Genomic DNA, 17181 nt, shown 5'->3' with positions numbered 1-17181 from the left:
GTACCGAGTGGCTCGGCGGAATGCGGTTGGCCGACACGCTCTTTCCGCAACCAAACTACCTGCCGGAATCGGCGTCGGAATTCTGTCACGGCGCGCAACTTTCACGCCACTCTCACAAGTCGTGACCGTCCTCAGCGGACCAGCGGCTTCGGCTCGTGGCACTTCCCCTCGGGCGCGAACTTCGGGCAGTGGCCGTTCGGCAGCCGGGTGGTCTGTGCGGTCCAGCCCTGCGCACCGTGGGAGTTCTGGTCGCCGGACGGCATGAACCGGTCCACCGTGGACGATCCGGCCATCGCCGCGAAGAAGGCCAGCGCGCACAACACGGCGCCGCTGGTCCGCAGCGCGGGTGCCGAGATCGGCAGGCGGTGTCTCGGCGTCTCGGGCTCGACCGCGCCGCGGCCTGCGAACTTCTGGCTGATCAGGTAGCCGGCCATCGCGCACAACACGATGCTGCAGTAGAGCAGTTCTGCCGAGGTCCTCGGGTAGAGCTGGACGAGCTGGTCGCGCTCCATGTGCGAGGCGAACCAGTACCTCAGCAGGAACGCCCCGAGCATGCAGAACGCGGCCACCTGGACGACCGGCAGGCTCGAGCCGAGCCAGAGTGCGACGCCGATGCCCACCACCAGCAGCAGCACGAAGACGCCGACGCCCCCCAGTTCGCCCGGCGGCGGCCAGAGGCCGTTCGCTGCCGCACCGGGCTGGTCGCCCTGCCACATGACGAAGTACGCCGGATCGCTGTTGGTGTCGAAGTACATGTAGGTGTCCGGCTCGCCGGAGTTGCTGATCAGCCGGATCGCGTAGGACCCGGCGATCAGCAGGAAGGTCACCGCGCTCGCACCCATCACCGTCGCCGCACGCAGCAGAGCGGGGCGTCCCCCTTCTCGGGCGACCCTGGCGATCATGACGATGACCAGCGCCAGCACCCCGGGCGCGGACCAGACGAACCAGCCCGAGTACCAGAGGAACAGCAGGCCGAAAGCTGCACCGAACACCGCACCCGACAGCAGCGAGGCCTTCGCGCTGAACCTCGCGGCTCGCAGGATCGTCTCGACGAACTTGGCGAGCAGCGGGATCAGGACGAGCAGGGGGATGTCCGCGTAGGGCTTGGCCGGGCTGACGAGCGGGAAGACCGCGACCACGCCGAGCCCGAGCGCCCAGAGCGGGGGAAGGAGCAACCGCCAGGCCAGGTAGACCGCCGGGCCCGAGAACGCGAGCAGCACCATGCCGAACATCTTGAGCCCGGCGCCCGGGTGATCGGGATTGAACACCTCGGTCCACCACGTGAGGGCCCGAGGAAAGAGCGGCGGATAGACGTCGGAGATCGAGCGGCCGTGCTGGATGTCGAAGACCCACTGCTGGAGCTGCCCGGAGTCCCCCGATGTCCCGTTCAGCGGCCACTCGGTACCACGCAGGATGACCGCCACGCCGCCGGCGACAAGGCCGCTGGCCAAGCCCGCCAGCGAGCCGCAGGCGACCCGCAGTGCCACCGGCCTGGAGATAGACCGGCTCAGCGCCCACCAGACCAGCGCGATGACGATGAAGACCAGGATGAAGCGAAGCTGCATCGCGGCCAGGCCGCTCACCTGGCCGATCCGCTGCACCGGGTTCACGTCGATCGACATACACAGGCGGGTAAAGCCGACGGCCACCAATGCGCCGGCGGCCGCCTCCAGGGCTGCCAGACCGATCACGTGCGAAAAACGTATTCGAGGCCCGGCGGCCCGCGCAGACATGATTCTTGTTTCTCCGAAGCGACAACGTGCCGGCCCGCCGCACGGCGGGCCGGATCTCAGCCCTGAGCTATCTTCTCGGACGCCGGGCGCTCCCCGGCCGGCTGCTCGTCCGCGAAGCGCTCGTTGTTGACCCGCTGGCCGTCGTTCACGGCGACGGTACGAGCGAGGTCCGTGAGCTTCTTCTCCAGCGAGCGGAAGCGCATGAAGGTGTTGAGCGTCATGAAGGCCATGCCGACGACGAGCAGGTAGAGCACCAGGTCGGTGCCGCGGCCGACGCCGAGCTGGTTGGCGATCCAGGTCACGTCCTGCGGCCGGAACACGGCGTAGACGTTGGCGATCACGAAGGCGAAGAACGCCATGCGCTTCCAGGCGCGGGTGTGCGCGCGGTCCCAGTTGCGCACGAAGGCCAGCGAGAGCGTGCCGGTGCCGATCAGCAGCAGCAGCTGAATCCAGATGTACTTCACTTGCGGCCACGCTCCCGGAGCGAGATGTCGAAGAGGATGTTGACGCCGTTGATCAGCGACTGGCCCTTGGAGCGGGAGTACTCGGTGTACAGGATGTCGACCGGTACCTCGGTGACCCGCAGGTCGGAGGAGGCCAGGAAGGCGACGATCTCCGACGCGTGAGCCATGCCGTTCATGGTGATGCGGAGCTTCTCGGCCGCCGTCCGGTTGATCACCCGGAGGCCGTTGTGCGAGTCGGTGAGGTTGAGCTTGCGCGCGGTCGGGCTGATCGTCGCGGCGGTCCGCAGGACCACCCGCTTGATCCACGGCACCTCGCCGGTCTGCTCGATGAAGCGCGAGCCGAGGACCACGTCGGCCTCGTCCGCGCGCAGCAGGGCGACCATCCTCTCGACGTCTGGCGTCTGGTGCTGGCCGTCGGCGTCGAAGGTCGCGAAGTACTTCGAGCCCGGCTGCTTCAGCGCGTACGCCAGACCGGTCTGGAGGGCCGCTCCCTGGCCGAGGTTGACCGGGTGCTGGACCAGGTGCGCACCGGTTGTCATGATGTGTTCAACCGAGTTGTCGGTGCTGCCGTCGTCGACCACCACGATGTTCGGGAAGGTCTTGCGGGCACCCTCGATCACGTCGGCGATGACGGTTCCCTCGTTGTAGGCCGGGATGACCAGCCACACATCGTCATAGTCGGACATCATGACTCCATGCCGCAGCCGTGGGCCGCGAGTTTCGGGTTGCGAGGAGAAGAAGCTGCGCGGACGTCGGCAATGTCGGCGTCGTCATACCGTGTCCACGAGTGAGGGGCGCGCGGACTGGGCGGCCGGAGGCTCGCGCAGGAAGGTCAGCCGAACCGCGGCGAACATGCATACGACAGCAGTCAGCGAACCCAAAGTGTACGCGAGGCAGACCCGGGTAGCGATGGGCCCAGGTACCAGGGTGGTTACGATCAGTGCAACAGTTCCCAACGCCCAGCCGAGCAGCTGGAGCCGGTGCCGGTGCAGCACCAGCAGGGCCTGTCCGAGCACCATGGCGAGCATGTAACAGAGCGTGCCGGCGGACATCCACAGGAAGTCCAGCGAGCCGAGCACGTCGTCGGCCTTGAACAGCACCTGGATCAGCCAGGGGCCGAGGATGGTCGCCGGGATGCCGCCGGCCAGGCCGAGGACGGTCACCACCACGCAGGTCCTGCCGAGCAGCTTGGAGAAGCCGGCGCGGTCGCCGGCGGCCGCGGTGCTCGACAGCCCGGCCAGGAGCGAGGCCTGCAGCGAGCCGAAGACGAACAGTGGGACGCGGGCCAGCACCACGGCGTTCAGCAGGCCGGCCACCAGGGCGGCGTTGTCGGGCGCGAGCAGTTGGGTGCTCACCACCGCCGCGTTGACCACGACCTGCGACAGCAGCGTGGAGGCGACCAGCGGGGCCAGCCCGGAGGTGAGCGCCGACCAGGCGACCTGCGGACCGGGGCGCACGCTCGAGAGCAGCGGCCGGAGGGTGACCAGGACGGCCACCAGCGGGGCAACGGTCAGGATCAGCGCGAAGACCAGCGGCGAGCGGACATGGCCGAGCGCGCAGCCGAGCGCGATCGCGATCCGCAGCGCGCCGTCGACGGCCAGCTGGGTGCCGTACGCGCCGAAGCGGCCGAGGCCGGCCAGGACGCCGCGGGTGACGTTGCCGGCCGCCATGGCAACGAAGGCCGCGGCCAAGGCCAGGACCATGTCGGTGCGGCCGTCGAAGAAGGTGTCCGCCAGCGGGCGGACGGCGACCGCCATCCCGCCGGTCAGCACCACGAGCATCGTGGCGGTGATCACCAGCGTGCGGCGCAGCACCGGGGCCACGCCCTGCCCGCCGACCACCCGGGCCGCCACGATGCGGGTGAGCTCCTGCTCGACCGGGAAGAACAGGCCCAGGCCGACCGACATCAGGATGGTCCAGAGCAGCGAGACCGATGCCATGTTCGGCTTGCTGAGGCTGTAGCCCGCGGCCATCAGGTGCGCGTAGGAGGCCGCCCCGAGCAGCACGGTCCCCCCGATCACCAGCTGGGTGCCCGGGGGGAGCGCGCTGAGCACCTTGGCCAGCGGTGAACGGCGTCCGGTCGCCGTGCTGCCCTCGTCGTTCACGACTGCTGCGCGGCCCTCACCTTGAGCGGCTCCCACCAGGCGCGGTTGTCGCGGTACCAGGCGATGGTCGAGGCGAGGCCCTCCTCGAAGGTGACCTGCGGCTCGTAGCCGAGCTCCTCGCGGATCTTGGTGATGTCCAGCGAGTAGCGCAGGTCGTGGCCCTTGCGGTCCTCGACCCGGTCGACCATGTCCCAGCCCTGGCCGCTGGCCTCCAGCAGCAGGCCAGTGAGCTCCTTGTTGGTGAGCTCGACGCCGCCGCCGATGTTGTAGACCTGGCCGGCCCGGCCCTTGCGCAGCGCGAGGTCGATGCCGCGGCAGTGGTCCGAGACGTGCAGCCAGTCGCGGATGTTGCCGCCGTCGCCGTACAGGCCGACGCGCTTGCCGTCGATCAGGTTGGTGGTGAAGAGCGGGATGACCTTCTCGGGGAACTGGTACGGCCCGTAGTTGTTGGAGCACCGGGTGACCACGACGTCCATGCCGTGGGTGCGGTGGTAGGCCAGCGCCAGCAGGTCCGAGCCGGCCTTGGAGGCGGAGTACGGGGAGTTCGGCACGAGCGGCCAGTCCTCGGTCCAGGAGCCCTCGGTGATCGAGCCGTAGACCTCGTCGGTGGAGACGTGGACGAAGCGGCCGACGCCGTGCTTACGGGCGGCGTCGAGCAGCACCTGGGTGCCCACCACGTTCGTCATCACGAACGGGCCGGCGCCGGCGATGGAGCGGTCGACGTGCGACTCGGCGGCGAAGTGCACCACCGCGTCGTGGCCGGGCATGGCCTGGTCGACGGCGTCGACATCGCAGATGTCGCCGCGGACGAAGGTGTAGCCGGGGTGGTCGGCCACCGGCGCGAGGTTCTCCTCAACGCCCGAGTAGGTCAGCTTGTCGAAAACGGTGACGCGGGCCGCGGGGTCCCCCGACAGCAGCGCGCGCACGAACTGGGAACCGATGAATCCGGCGCCGCCGGTGACGAGGATGCGCATAGTGCGGCTGAGTATAGTGCGCGCGCGCAGGGGTCATCGCCCCAGGTACCCGGGGCCCGTTCGGGCCCCGACGCCTGGTTGTCGCCCGGTTCCCCGGGCCACGTAAGGTGTCCGCCATGCGCGGCATTCTTCTTGCAGGTGGCACCGGTTCCCGCCTCTGGCCCCTGACCCGGGCCGTTTCCAAGCAGCTCCTTCCGGTCTTCGACAAGCCGATGATCTACTACCCGCTCTCCACGCTGATCATGGCGGGGATCCGCGAGATTCTGATCATCACCACTCCGCAGGACCGCGACCAGTTCGAACGCCTCCTCGGCGACGGCTCGCAGTTCGGCCTCGACCTGCAGTACGCCGTGCAGGAGCGGCCCGAGGGCATCGCCCAGGCCTTCGTGCTCGGCGCGGACTTCATCGGCGACGAGCCGGTCGCGCTGATCCTGGGCGACAACATCTTCCACGGCAGCGGCCTCGGCACCCGGCTCGCCCAGCGCACCGACCCGCGGGGCGGCATGGTGTTCGCGTACCCGGTGGCCGACCCGACCGCATACGGCGTGGTCGAGTTCGACGAGGACGGCCAGGTCATCTCCATCGAGGAGAAGCCGCAGAAGCCGAAGTCCCGCTACGCGGTGCCGGGCCTGTACTTCTACGACAACCGCGTGGTGGAGATCGCCCGCACCATCACCCCCAGCGCCCGCGGCGAGCTGGAGATCACCGCCGTCAACGACGCCTACCTGAAGAGCGGCGAGCTCCAGGTCACCGTGCTGGACCGCGGTACCGCCTGGCTGGACACCGGGACGTTCGTCTCCATGGTGCAGGCCTCGGAGTTCGTCCGGGTCATCGAGGAGCGCCAGGGCTTCAAGATCGGCTGCGTCGAGGAGGCCGCCTGGCGGGCCGGGTTCCTCACCTCCGAGCAGCTGCGCGAGCTCGCCGAGCCGCTGCTGAAGAGCGGCTACGGCCAGTACCTGGTGAACCTGCTCGACGAGGAGGCCGCGCGATGAAGTTCCGCGAGCTGTCCATCGAGGGCGCCTGGGAGGTCACCCCCCAGCAACACGGCGACCCGCGCGGCCTGTTCATGGAGTGGTACCGCTTCGACAGGCTCTCCGAGGTCGTCGGTCACCCGCTGCGGATGGCCCAGGGCAACCTCTCGGTGTCCGCCAAGGACGTCGTGCGCGGCATCCACTTCGCCGACGTCCCGCCGGGGCAGGCCAAGTACGTCAGCTGCGTGCGCGGCGCGGTGCTCGACGTGATCGTCGACCTCCGGGTGGGCTCCCCCACCTTCGGCCGCTGGGAGTTCGTCCGGCTCGACGACGTGGACCGCCGCTCGGTCTACATCTCCGAGGGCCTGGGCCACGGCTTCTGCGCGCTGAGCGACGACGCCACGCTGTCCTACGTCTGCTCGGAGACGTACAACCCGACCGGCGAGCACGCCGTGCACCCGCTGGACCCGGACCTCGCGATCGACTGGCCGGCCGAGGTCCCGCAGCTGTCCGCCCGTGACGCGGCCGCTCCGACCCTGGCGCAGGCCCTGGAGACCGGCCTGCTGCCGGACTACGAGGAGTGCCTGCGGTTCCGCCGGTCTCTCAGCGGCCAGTAGCCTTCTCGCCGTCCCCACTTACCCGGAAAACCTGGTGCGCCGCCCATGACAACTCTTGACATCATGCTGCCCTACTACGGCAACGTCGCGCTGATGCAGGCCGCCGTGCGCAGCATCCTGGCCCAGAGCGACCCCAACTGGCGGCTCACCGTGGTGGACGACGGCAAGGAGCCGGACGTCCCCGGCTGGTTCGCCGAGCTCGGGGACGACCGGGTCTCCTACCAGCGCAACGAGCAGAACCTCGGCGTGACCGGCAACTACCGCAAGTGCCTCGGCCTGGTGCGCGAAAAGAACTTCGTCATGATGGGCACCGACGACATCATGCTGCCGGACTACGTCGCCACCGTCCGGGCCGTCCTGAAGGACAACCCGGACATCGGCATGATCCAGCCGGGCGTCCAGGTCATCGACGGCGACGGCAAGCCCACCGAGGGTCTGGCCGACCAGGCCAAGAAGCGCATCTACTCGCCCAAGGTCAACGGCCGCAAGCTGATGGGCGGGGAGGAGCTGGCCACCAGCCTGCTGCGCGGCAACTGGCTGTTCTTCCCCTCCATCTGCTGGCGCACCGAGGCCGTCCGGGCCGCCGGCTTCCGGGACAACCTGGAGGTCACCCAGGACCTCGCGCTGGTCATCGACCTGCTGCAGGCCGGCGAGCAGATGATGATCACCGACAAGACCTGCTTCCAGTACCGCCGGCACGCGGTGAGCATCTCCTCGGCGCAGGCCTTCACCGGCGTCCGCTTCGAGGAGGCCAACCGCTTCTTCCGGGACGTCGCCGACCGGCTGGACGCGCACGGCTGGCCGAAGGCCGCCAAGGCATCCCGGCTTCACCTGTCGTCCCGGATCCACGCACTGACCATGGTCCCCGGCGCGGTCAAGAACCGGAACGGCGACGGCACCAAGACCCTGCTCCGGCACGTCGCCGGCAGCGACCGGTACTGAGGCAGCACCCCTCCCCCGTACGACCATCCGACCGAACCGGAACCAGAGGCCATGGCCGTGAGCAGCTCAGCCCTTCCCCGCATCGCCGTCCTCGGCGGCACCGGCTTCATCGGGCGCACGATCCTCGGCGCCCTGGACGAGCGGGGCCACCACCTGCTCACCATCGCCCGCAAGGCGCCGGCCGAGCCGCTGCCCGGCGAGTTCGCCCGGCTGGACCTCACCCTCGACCCGCCCGCCGACCTGGCCGCGCTGCTGACCGAGCACCGGATCGACGTGGTGATCAACGCGGCCGGCGGGATGTGGGGCCTGACCGACGAGCAGATGGTCGGCGCCAACGTCGGCATGGTCAGCCGGCTGCTGGACGCGCTGCGGAGCATGCCCGCCGCCCCCCGCCTGGTCCACCTCGGCACCGTGCACGAGTACGGCCTCTGCCCGATCGGCGTCAGCCTGACCGAGGACTCCGAGCCGAAGCCGTCCATGGTGTACGGGCAGCTCAAGCTGCAGGCGACCGAGCTGATCAAGGACGCCGTCCGCACCGAGGGCCTGGACGCCGTGGTGCTGCGCCTGGGCAACGTGGTCGGCGCCGGGCAGCCCGGGCACAGCCTGCTCGGCGTGATGGCCGGCAAGCTCGCCACCGCGCAGGCCGCCGGCGCCACCGCCGAGCTGGCGCTCCAGCCGCTCACCGCCCAGCGCGACTTCGTCGACCTGCAGGACACCGTGGACGCCATCATCGCCGCGATCCCGAGCAACCCCGCCTCCCCCTCAGTACTCAACGTCGGCCTGGGCAAGGCGAGTTCGGCGCGCGAGCTGGTCGAGCTGCTGATCGAGGTCAGCGGCGTCCCGGTCGAGATCACCGAGGTCCCGGCGCCCGACGGCAGCGGACCGGAGACCGAGTGGCAGCAGCTTGACATCACCGCCGCCGGCAAGGCCCTCGGCTGGCAGCCGGAGCGCAGCCTGCGCTCGGCCGTCGCCGAGCTGTGGAACGCAGCGTCGGGCAGCAGGACTTCGACTGCGGGATAAGGATTCGATCACAGCCGGTGAAGGGTTCCGGCAGGCCCCGATAGGATCGTATGAAGGTCCAGTCGGGGCCTGTGCGCCGGAACCCTTCTCCGTGTACCTCCTTCCAGGGAAAGCATGATCCGCTCTCATGTCTCCTAGGCTCCATCTGCCCGGCCGCCGCGGCACGTTGGCCGAGCTGTACTCCTCTCGCGCCAACAGCTTCGGCCTCCTGCGACTGCTGCTGGCGTCTTCGGTCGTCGTCTCGCACACGATCCCACTTGCCTGGGGGAAGCCGGATCCACTGTGGAGCTGGAGCGGCGAGCAGACCGATGTCGGCAAGTTCGCCGTCGTCGGTTTCTTCGTGCTCTCCGGATTCATGATCACCGGCAGTGGAGCGCGCATCACGCCCGGCCGGTACGCCTGGCACCGCGCGCTGCGCATTCTGCCCGGCCTGTGGGGCTCGATCCTGGTGTCGGCGCTGGTGATCCTCCCACTGCTCTACCACTGGCAGCACGGCACGTTCAGCGGCTACTGGCACCACCCTCAGGGCCCCTGGAACTACATCACCGGCACCTGGAACACCTCGATCAGCACCGGCTGGGACATCTCCGGCGTCATCGCGGACGGCATGCACCGCGGCACCAACTTCAACCCGGGCATCAACGGCGCACTCTGGTCGCTGAAGTACGAGATCCTCTGCTACATCCTGGTCGGCCTGATGGGTGCCGCCGGCGTGCTGCAGCGCGCCCGCAAGTTCGTACCGCTGATCGTCCTCGTGCTCGGCCTGGTGATCCTGCGCGACTGGGTCCTCGCGGGCTTCGGCCGCGGCATCCCCCGGAACATCTACGAGGTCGTGCAGGTGCCGATCTTCGCCGAGATGCAGACCTACGCCCTGATCTACCTGGTCTACGCCTTCATGATCGGTGCGACCTTCCAGCTCTACCGCGAGCGGATCGTCATCCACGACGGCCTGGCGGCGCTCTGCGCGATCGCCCTGGGTGTCAGCATGTTCACCGGCGGCCTGTTCGTCTTCGGCTACCCAGCCTTCGCCTACCTGCTGCTCTGGCTCGCCATCCGGCTGCCCGGGCCGTTCCAGAAGATCGGCCGCAAGCGCGACTACTCGTACGGCATCTACATCTACGGCTTCACCGTCCAGCAGGCGCTGGCCATCCTCGGCTATGCCAAGTACGGCAAGCCGGCCTACTTCGCCCTGACCATGGCCGGCACCGTGGTGCTCGCCGCACTCTCCTGGCACCTGCTGGAGTCCCCGGTGATGAAGGCCAAGAACTGGACGCCGAAGCCGGTCCGCAAGCTCCTGGAGAGGCGACTGGCCCGGAGCCACGCGGAGGCGGCGACCACCGTCAACCCGGAGACCGAGACCGTACTCACCAAGGCTTAACTGAACCCTGCAGGTTGACATCTCGGGTGAAATCGGGCAATCGCCCCGATAAACTCGGCGGGCAGCGCTGCCGGGGGGCTCTACGTCGTAGTGCCTCCCGGAAGGCTGTCACCCGATGCCCCCCAGGCTTCGCCTGTCCTGCACCCGTGGGAAGTTGGCCGAGCTGTACTCCTCACGGAGCAACAGCTTCGGCTTCCTGCGGTTCCTCCTGGCCTCCTCGGTCGTCCTGTCGCACCTGTATCCGATCGCCTGGGGGCACCTGGACCCCCTGTGGAACCTGAGCGGCCGACAGACCGACATCGGCAAGATGGCGGTGGTCGGCTTCTTCGTGCTCTCCGGATTCATGATCAGCGCCAGCGGCGCCCGGAGCACGATCGGCCGGTACGCCTGGCACCGCGCGCTGCGCATTCTGCCCGGCCTGTGGGGCTCGATCCTGGTGTCGGCGCTGGTGATCCTCCCACTGCTCTACCACTGGCAGCACGGCACGTTCAGCGGCTACTGGCACCACCCTCAGGGCCCCTGGAACTACATCACCGGCACCTGGAACAGCTCGATCAGCACCGGCTGGGACATCTCCGGCGTGATCGCCGAGGGCCGCAATCGGGGCACCAACTTCGACCCGGGCGTCAACGGCGCACTCTGGTCGCTGAAGTACGAGATCCTCTGCTACATCCTGGTCGGCCTGATGGGTGCCGCCGGCGTGCTGCAGCGCGCCCGCAAGTTCGTACCGCTGCTGGCGCTGGGCCTGAGCGTACTCATCCTGCGGGACTGGGTCGACAACCCGATCCTGCGCGGCATTCCGGGTGACATGAACTCCGTCGTCTACGTGCCGTTCCTCGGTGCGATGTCGGTGCACTTCGTCATCCACCTGGTCTTCGTCTTCATGATCGGCGCGACCTTCCAGCTCTACGGCGAGCGCCTGGTCATCCACGACGGTCTGGCGCTGATCTGCGCGGCCGTGCTCGGCGTCACCCTGTGGACCGGCGGCCTGTTCGTCTTCGGCTACCCGGCCTTCGCCTACCTGCTGCTCTGGCTGGCCATCCGGCTGCCCGGCCCGTGCCAGAAGATCGGCCGCAAGCGCGACTACTCGTACGGCATCTACATCTACGGGTTCACCGTCGAGCAGGCGCTGGCCATGCTGGGCTACGCCAAGCACGGCAAGCCGGTCTTCCTGGCCCTCGCCATGGCCGGCACGGTGGTACTGGCCGCGCTCTCCTGGCACCTGCTGGAGTCGCCGCTGATGAAGGCCAAGAACTGGACGCCGTGGCCGGTGCGCAAGCTCAAGGAGCGCAGCGCCGCCCGGGTCGCGGCCGCGGCCGATCCACTCACCGCGCCCCAGCCGGCGCCGGCGGCCGAGGAGCCGCCCAAGGTGTCCGCCTGACAGCCCGCACAGCGAAGCGCCCGCCCGGACGGACCGGGCGGGCGCTTTCCGCTGTCGGAGCTCAGCGGCCGCGGAAGACCCACACCTTCATCAGCAGGAACCGGACCACGGTGGCCAGGCCATTCGCCACGATCAGCCCGCCCACCTCCACCACCCGCGAGGCGTCCGGCACCGCGATGTCGAGCAGGGCCAGCACGCCGGCACTCAGCCCCAGGCCGATCAGGAACGCCACCGCGCCCTGGAGCTGGTGGCGCACCGCGCCCTCGGAGCCGGTGATCCCGAAGGTGAAGCGGCGGTTGGCCGCGGTGTTGGCGACCGCGCTGACCGCCAGCGCGATCAGGTTGGCCGCCTGCGAGTCGGTGAACCCGCGCGCGACCACGAACAGCCCCAGGTAGAAGAGGGTGCTGAGGACACCGATCACCAGGAAGGAGGGCAGCTGGCGGCGCACCGGCCGCCCGTCGGTCTGCGGCTGCCCGCTCTTGTCGTCCGTGGAAAGCATCGCGGAGTACCCGTCGTCCGTTCGTCCGGTCAGGGCAGCCGGTACCCGGCAACCCGTCCATTGTCGAAGACCGGCTCGGCGAACTCCCGCAGCCGGGGCGATTCGGCGCCCGCCTTCCGGTCGGCCACCAGGAATCGCACCCGGTGCTCACGCCGCAACCGCTCGATCAGCTCTGCGGTAGGACGGTACACCGCGTCCTCGTTGAGCCTGAACAGCTCCTGGTCCCAGAAGGGTTCCCGGGCCGCCACGTCGCCCTTCGCCCGGGCGACCATCCGCGGCGCGTACGCCCAGCCCTCGACCAGGACGGACCGCTCGGAGTACGCGCTGAGCCACTGCGAGCGGTAGTTGTCGCAGCCCGGACCGTCCGCGTAGTCGTCGTACTGCCAGCAGTGGCTGTTGGTGGCGATCACGTCCGAGGGCCGGCTGTGCGCCCGGATCCAGCGGGCCGCCTCGACCTGCCGGCCGGACAGCGCCCAGGTGCCGTCCCAGGCGTACTGCCGGGCCTGCAGGACGTCCAGCGGCAGGCTCGGCAGCGCCACCGCGAACAGCGCGGTGAGCAGCACGATCCCGCCCCGGCCGCGCAGCGGCGGCACGGCCCGGCCGGCGCCCCGCCAGAGCAGCGCACCGAGGACGGCGAGGGCCGCGACGCCGAGCCCGGCAGTCAGCATCGGCAGCAGCGGCTGGTACGAGCGGCTCTCGGTGCCCCGGCCCAGCAGCCGCACCGCGAGGTCGGCCCAGCGCCCGGAGTAGCGGTAGGTCAGCCAGGTGAGCGCGGCGGCCACCGCGAGCACACCGACCGCCAGCGCGGCCCCGACCCGGCGCGGCAGCACCGCCCGCTCGGCCAGCTCGCACCAGCCCCAGGCGGAGAGCAGCGCGGCGAAGGGCGCCGCGGCGACGGTGAAGTAGCTCGCGTTGAAGCCGCCGACCAGCAGGTACGCCGCCGGTCCGGCCAGCGCCGCCCCGAGCAGGAACCACTGCACCGGTTCCAGCCGCATCCGCCGCCGCCACAGCAGCGGCACCGCGCCGAGTAGCCTCAGCTGGTGGTTGAGCAGGAACGCGGCCAGGGTCGCCGGCACGGCCACCGCCTCGACCGGGGCCGGACGCAGCCCCTGCGGGTCGGCCCAGTACTTGCGCACATTGCCGAACGGGTCGATCTGCAGCCCGTAGCTATCGAAGCCGAAGACCAGCGCGGTGGCGAAGAGCTGGGCCCCCAGCAGGATCGCGCCCAGCGCCACCACCGGCCAGGGGATCCGACGGGTGGTGAGCAGCAGCGCCAGCCCCGCGACGGCCAGCCCGGCCACGGTGACCGGCAGGATGCTGGCCTTGGCGGCGCTGGAGGCCAGCGCGAACAGCGCCGCCAGCGCGAAGGCCCCGTGCCCGAGCGGCGGCACCCCGCCCCGGGCGGTCCCGTCGCCGCGGCCGCGCAGCACGTCCCCGACCACGGCGGCCAGGGCGATCAGCAGCGGCTGGCTGTAGGTGAACGAGAGGCTGGCCCAGGACATCAGCCGCACCGACGGGGCGCCGAAGGCCCAGGAGCCGATGTTGTTGGGGTACGCCGCGGTGAACTCGCCCACCGCCGTGAGCAGGACGGCCGCGACGGGCCCGGCCCAGCGCCGACCGGTCAGGCGGTGCGCGGCCACCACGACGGCCAGCAGCGTGAGCGCGCTCAGCGCGGGGACCATCAGGCGCATCGCGACCACCGGCAGGTCGATGCCGCCGACCAGGCTGGACATCGCCATGTGTGCGAAGGCGAACCAGTGGTAGTGCAGCGGCTCGCCGGCCGCCTGCGGAAAGGTCGGCGGCATGTGGTACTTGGCGTTCCCGGCGAGCGAGATCAGGTACGGCAAGTCGCCGTAGATCCTGCTCTGCTCCCCTGTCGGCAGGATCGGGAAGCGGGCCAGGCAGACCTCGTAGTAGTAGCCGGCGGTCAGCACGACCAGCCCGGCGACCGTCCACGACCAGCTCACCGGCAACCGGACGTACCCGCGCGGGCGCCAGTGCCGACGCAGCACGGGCACCGCGGCGAACGGAACCACCACGACGAGCGGCCAGAGCGCGGCGACCGCCTGCAGGCCGAGGCGGACGAGCACGGCCCAGGCGGCGAGTTCGAGCACCAACCCGGTGACGGCCCCCAGCACGAGGTCCTCGACCAGGGTGTGCGGGCGGCGGCGCAGGACGCGGAAGACCAGGGTGCCGGGGAGCAGGACGGCCCACAGCGCGTAGAGCGCGTAGCGGCCGACGTCCGCAGGGGGCGTGTCGGAGGCGAGCAGCACGGCGGCCACCGCGAGGAGGGCGGTTGCCGGGGGCAGCAGACGCAGCGCCGGATGCGGGCCCCGGGTCGGCGCCGAGGCCCCGGCTCCGCCGTCGGCCGCCGCCTCGGTGCCGCCGGCCGGAGCAGCCGTCTCGGAGCCGTCCACCGTACTGCCTCCTCGCACATGCCGGGCCGTCGCCGGCGCGTGCTAGCCGACGCAGTCGGAGAGCTTCTCCGCCCCGGGCCCGGCCTGCTCCTCGGCCGAGTCGTAGCCGATGAAGTAGGCGGGCCTGGCCTGTACCGCCGAGTAGATCCGGCCGACGTACTCGCCGAGCAGGCCCACGCAGATCAGTTGGACGGCGCCGATGAACAGCATTCCGATGAACAACGACGACCACCCGGGAACGGTGTTGCCGAGCGCGTATTCGATCGCGGTGTAGACGCCGAGGACGAGGCAGACGGCGAAGCTGAACAGGCCGAGCCAGGTGGCCAGTCGCAGCGGGGCGGCGGAGAAGTTGGTGACGCTGTCGAGGGCGAGGCGGAGCATCTTGGACAGCGGGTAGTGGGTGCTGCCCGCCACCCGCTCCTCGCGGACGTAGACCACCTCGCCGCTGGGGAAGCCCAGCCACGGCACGAGCAGCCGGTAGACCGGCTGGTGCTCGGGCATCGCCTTGAGCGCGTTCACCGCGGCCCGGCTGAGCAGCCGGTAGTCGCCGGCCTGGTTGGGCATCCGCTTGCCGACGAGCTTGCGCATCAGCCAGTAGTACGCGCCGGCGGTGTGCCGCTTGAAGGAGGTGTCGGTGCCGCGGTCGCCGCGGACGCCGTAGACGATGTCGAGGCTCTGCTCACGGGCGAGCCCCAGCATCTCGGGGATCTTCTCCGGCGGGTCCTGCAGGTCCGCGTCGATGGAGACCACGTAGTCGCCGAAGGCGCGGTGGATGCCGGCGGTCAGCGCCGCCTGGTGCCCGGAGTTGCGGGCGAAGCGGACGATGCGGAACTCGGGCCAGTCCTGACGGATCTTCTGCATCAGCACCGGGGTCGCGTCGGTGCTGCCGTCGTCGATCCCGACCACCTCGTAGGTGACGTCGAGCCCGTCGAGGATCGGCCGCAGCCGCTCGACGGTGAGGGGCAGGGCCTCCTGCTCGTTGTAGATGGGGATGACCACCGACAGCAGCGGAGTCGTCCGGGCGGTCGGCTCGCCGGGTGCTGACGCGTTGAGCATTGGTGCCCGCCTGTCCCCAAGTATCCGAAGCTGGCCGTCGGTTGTGTCCCACCTATCGGCCGAGCGGCCAGAATAGCAGCGCTCCATGAGGGCTTTCTCAATGCGAATTCGCCCGATCAGCGGCCGAATACCTGAACGTCGGACGGAAGCCGAAGGGCCCCGCACACCGGAGCGGTGTGCGGGGCCCTTCGGACTCGCCTGTGCGAAGCAGGCAGGTCAGATCATCAATTACTTGATGATCTTGGTGACCTGGCCGGCGCCGACGGTGCGGCCACCCTCACGGATGGCGAACTTCAGGCCCTCCTCCATGGCGATCGGCTGGATCAGCGCGACCGTCATGGCGGTGTTGTCGCCCGGCATGACCATCTCGGTGCCCTCGGGGAGGGTCACGACGCCGGTCACGTCCGTGGTACGGAAGTAGAACTGCGGGCGGTAGTTGTTGAAGAACGGGGTGTGGCGGCCACCCTCGTCCTTCGACAGGATGTAGGACTGGGCCTCGAAGTCGGTGTGCGGGGTAACCGAACCCGGCTTGATGATGACCTGGCCGCGCTCGACGTCCTCGCGCTTGATGCCACGGAGCAGCAGACCGACGTTCTCACCGGCCTGGCCCTCGTCGAGCAGCTTGCGGAACATCTCGATGCCGGTGACCGTGGTGGTGGTCTTGGTCTCCTTGATGCCGATGATGTCGACAGTCTCGTTGACCTTGAGGATGCCACGCTCGATACGACCGGTGACGACGGTGCCACGACCGGTGATCGTGAAGACGTCCTCGATCGGCATCAGGAACGGCTGGTCCACGGCGCGGGCCGGGGTCGGGATGCTCTCGTCGACGGCGTGCATCAGGCCGAGGAGCTTCTCGCCCCACTCCTTGTCGCCCTCCAGCGCCTTCAGCGCGGAGACGCGGACGACCGGCAGGTCGTCGCCCGGGAACTCGTACTCGGAGAGGAGCTCACGGACCTCGAGCTCGACGAGCTCCAGGATCTCCTCGTCGTCCACCATGTCGGCCTTGTTCAGGGCGACGACGATGTAGGGGACGCCGACCTGGCGGGCCAGGAGGACGTGCTCCTTGGTCTGCGGCATCGGGCCGTCGGTGGCGGCGACGACGAGGATCGCACCGTCCATCTGGGCCGCACCGGTGATCATGTTCTTGATGTAGTCCGCGTGACCCGGGCAGTCAACGTGGGCGTAGTGACGCGCCTCGGTCTGGTACTCGACGTGCGCGATCGAGATGGTGATACCGCGCTGCCGCTCCTCCGGCGCCTTGTCGATCTGGTCGAACGGCGTGAAGGGGTTGATCTCCGGGTACGCGTCGTGCAGCACCTTGGTGATGGCCGCGGTAAGGGTCGTCTTACCGTGGTCGATGTGACCGATGGTGCCGATGTTGACGTGGGGCTTCGTCCGCTCGAACTTCGCCTTCGCCACTGCAGTCCTCCTGAGGACAGTTCTGTACGCCGTGCTGACGTCAGTTGGTCTTGGTCGGGCTTGGTGCGGGATGCCCGAAAGCACCTCGTACCGTCCCGCGGGTGGGGGCCGGAGGCCCCCGGGAGAATCCGAGCGGATCCTCCCGGGATGCCTCCTAATAGCCTAAGGGTTCGCAATCGTCCCGATTGTCGGGACATCCTGC

At 69.5% G+C, this 17181-nt stretch carries 15 protein-coding genes; 6 read left to right on the top strand and 9 right to left on the bottom strand.

The annotated features are described in order from the left end of the window. Positions 1-131: 131 nt before the first annotated feature. The 5 genes from KV557_RS04740 to rfbB form a co-directional block, all read right to left on the bottom strand. The gene (locus tag KV557_RS04740) at positions 132-1691 is read right to left on the bottom strand and encodes a hypothetical protein (protein ID WP_218198379.1); all 1560 of its coding nucleotides are present in this window, start codon (positions 1689-1691) and stop codon (positions 132-134) included. A gap of 98 nt (positions 1692-1789) precedes the next feature. Then, complete coding sequence (locus KV557_RS04735) at positions 1790-2197, bottom strand: DUF2304 domain-containing protein (RefSeq protein ID WP_218198378.1); 408 nt, start codon at positions 2195-2197, stop codon at positions 1790-1792. Further along, positions 2194-2886 carry a glycosyltransferase family 2 protein gene (locus tag KV557_RS04730; RefSeq protein ID WP_256176937.1) on the bottom strand — a complete coding sequence of 231 codons (693 nt, stop codon included), beginning with the start codon at positions 2884-2886 and terminating at the stop codon, positions 2194-2196. Before KV557_RS04730 ends, KV557_RS04735 begins: the two co-directional genes overlap by 4 nt. 81 nt (positions 2887-2967) lie before the next feature. After that, positions 2968-4302, bottom strand: a complete 1335-nt coding sequence (locus KV557_RS04725) for a lipopolysaccharide biosynthesis protein (protein WP_218198376.1) — start codon at positions 4300-4302, stop codon at positions 2968-2970. Next, complete coding sequence (rfbB, locus tag KV557_RS04720; protein ID WP_218198375.1) at positions 4299-5276, bottom strand: dTDP-glucose 4,6-dehydratase; 978 nt, start codon at positions 5274-5276, stop codon at positions 4299-4301. The genes KV557_RS04725 and rfbB overlap by 4 nt, the downstream gene beginning before the upstream one ends. A gap of 116 nt (positions 5277-5392) precedes the next feature. Between rfbB and rfbA the strand changes: the two genes are divergently transcribed. The 6 genes from rfbA to KV557_RS04690 all read left to right on the top strand — a co-directional run bounded on the left by rfbA (position 5393) and on the right by KV557_RS04690 (position 11585). Beyond that, entirely contained in the window at positions 5393-6268 is an 876-nt protein-coding gene (gene rfbA / locus KV557_RS04715; protein WP_218198373.1) for a glucose-1-phosphate thymidylyltransferase RfbA, read from the top strand. Then, positions 6265-6864 (top strand): dTDP-4-dehydrorhamnose 3,5-epimerase family protein, encoded by a 600-nt coding sequence (locus tag KV557_RS04710; RefSeq protein WP_218198372.1) that lies wholly within the window; start codon positions 6265-6267, stop codon positions 6862-6864. The genes rfbA and KV557_RS04710 overlap by 4 nt, the downstream gene beginning before the upstream one ends. Before the next feature lie 45 nt (positions 6865-6909). Further along, a complete protein-coding gene (locus KV557_RS04705) occupies positions 6910-7806 on the top strand; it encodes a glycosyltransferase family 2 protein (protein WP_218198370.1) in 897 nt (298 codons plus the stop codon). Between the two features lie 57 nt (positions 7807-7863). Beyond that, on the top strand, positions 7864-8826 hold the full coding sequence (locus KV557_RS04700) for an NAD-dependent epimerase/dehydratase family protein (protein ID WP_218198368.1): 963 nt from the start codon (positions 7864-7866) through the stop codon (positions 8824-8826). Positions 8827-8953: 127 nt separating this feature from the next. Next, positions 8954-10204 carry an acyltransferase family protein gene (locus tag KV557_RS04695; protein ID WP_218198366.1) on the top strand — a complete coding sequence of 417 codons (1251 nt, stop codon included), beginning with the start codon at positions 8954-8956 and terminating at the stop codon, positions 10202-10204. Between the two features lie 115 nt (positions 10205-10319). Continuing rightward, entirely contained in the window at positions 10320-11585 is a 1266-nt protein-coding gene (locus KV557_RS04690; protein ID WP_218198365.1) for an acyltransferase family protein, read from the top strand. 61 nt (positions 11586-11646) lie between these two features. Here the strand turns inward: KV557_RS04690 and KV557_RS04685 are convergent, their stop codons facing one another. The 4 genes from KV557_RS04685 to tuf all read right to left on the bottom strand — a co-directional run bounded on the left by KV557_RS04685 (position 11647) and on the right by tuf (position 16979). Then, positions 11647-12084, bottom strand: coding sequence for a GtrA family protein (locus KV557_RS04685; RefSeq protein ID WP_218198364.1), 438 nt, complete (start codon positions 12082-12084; stop codon positions 11647-11649). 29 nt (positions 12085-12113) lie between these two features. Then, positions 12114-14501, bottom strand: coding sequence for a hypothetical protein (locus tag KV557_RS04680; protein ID WP_218198362.1), 2388 nt, complete (start codon positions 14499-14501; stop codon positions 12114-12116). A 42-nt stretch (positions 14502-14543) separates the two neighbouring features. Continuing rightward, positions 14544-15557 carry a glycosyltransferase family 2 protein gene (locus tag KV557_RS04675; RefSeq protein ID WP_218198361.1) on the bottom strand — a complete coding sequence of 338 codons (1014 nt, stop codon included), beginning with the start codon at positions 15555-15557 and terminating at the stop codon, positions 14544-14546. Positions 15558-15785: 228 nt separating this feature from the next. Beyond that, on the bottom strand, positions 15786-16979 hold the full coding sequence (gene tuf / locus KV557_RS04670) for an elongation factor Tu (protein ID WP_031063092.1): 1194 nt from the start codon (positions 16977-16979) through the stop codon (positions 15786-15788). Positions 16980-17181: the final 202 nt, after the last annotated feature.

Origin of the sequence: Kitasatospora aureofaciens (genome assembly GCF_019192735.1) — a bacterium.
Classification (GTDB): Bacteria; Actinomycetota; Actinomycetes; order Streptomycetales; family Streptomycetaceae; genus Kitasatospora; species Kitasatospora aureofaciens_A.
Note: the sequence above shows the minus strand (reverse complement) of the source record. Positions and strands in the feature narration are given on the sequence as shown.

Bases quoted from the DNA above. Each gene is read 5' to 3' on its own strand.
- KV557_RS04730 (WP_256176937.1), bottom strand. From the start codon at position 2,886: ATGATGTCCGACTATGACGATGTGTGGCTGGTCATCCCGGCCTACAAC.
- rfbB (WP_218198375.1), bottom strand. From the start codon at position 5,276: ATGCGCATCCTCGTCACCGGCGGCGCCGGATTCATCGGTTCCCAGTTC.
- rfbA (WP_218198373.1), top strand. From the start codon at position 5,393: ATGCGCGGCATTCTTCTTGCAGGTGGCACCGGTTCCCGCCTCTGGCCC.
- KV557_RS04710 (WP_218198372.1), top strand. From the start codon at position 6,265: ATGAAGTTCCGCGAGCTGTCCATCGAGGGCGCCTGGGAGGTCACCCCC.
- KV557_RS04705 (WP_218198370.1), top strand. From the start codon at position 6,910: ATGACAACTCTTGACATCATGCTGCCCTACTACGGCAACGTCGCGCTG.
- KV557_RS04695 (WP_218198366.1), top strand. From the start codon at position 8,954: ATGTCTCCTAGGCTCCATCTGCCCGGCCGCCGCGGCACGTTGGCCGAG.
- KV557_RS04690 (WP_218198365.1), top strand. From the start codon at position 10,320: ATGCCCCCCAGGCTTCGCCTGTCCTGCACCCGTGGGAAGTTGGCCGAG.
- KV557_RS04685 (WP_218198364.1), bottom strand. From the start codon at position 12,084: ATGCTTTCCACGGACGACAAGAGCGGGCAGCCGCAGACCGACGGGCGG.
- KV557_RS04675 (WP_218198361.1), bottom strand. From the start codon at position 15,557: ATGCTCAACGCGTCAGCACCCGGCGAGCCGACCGCCCGGACGACTCCG.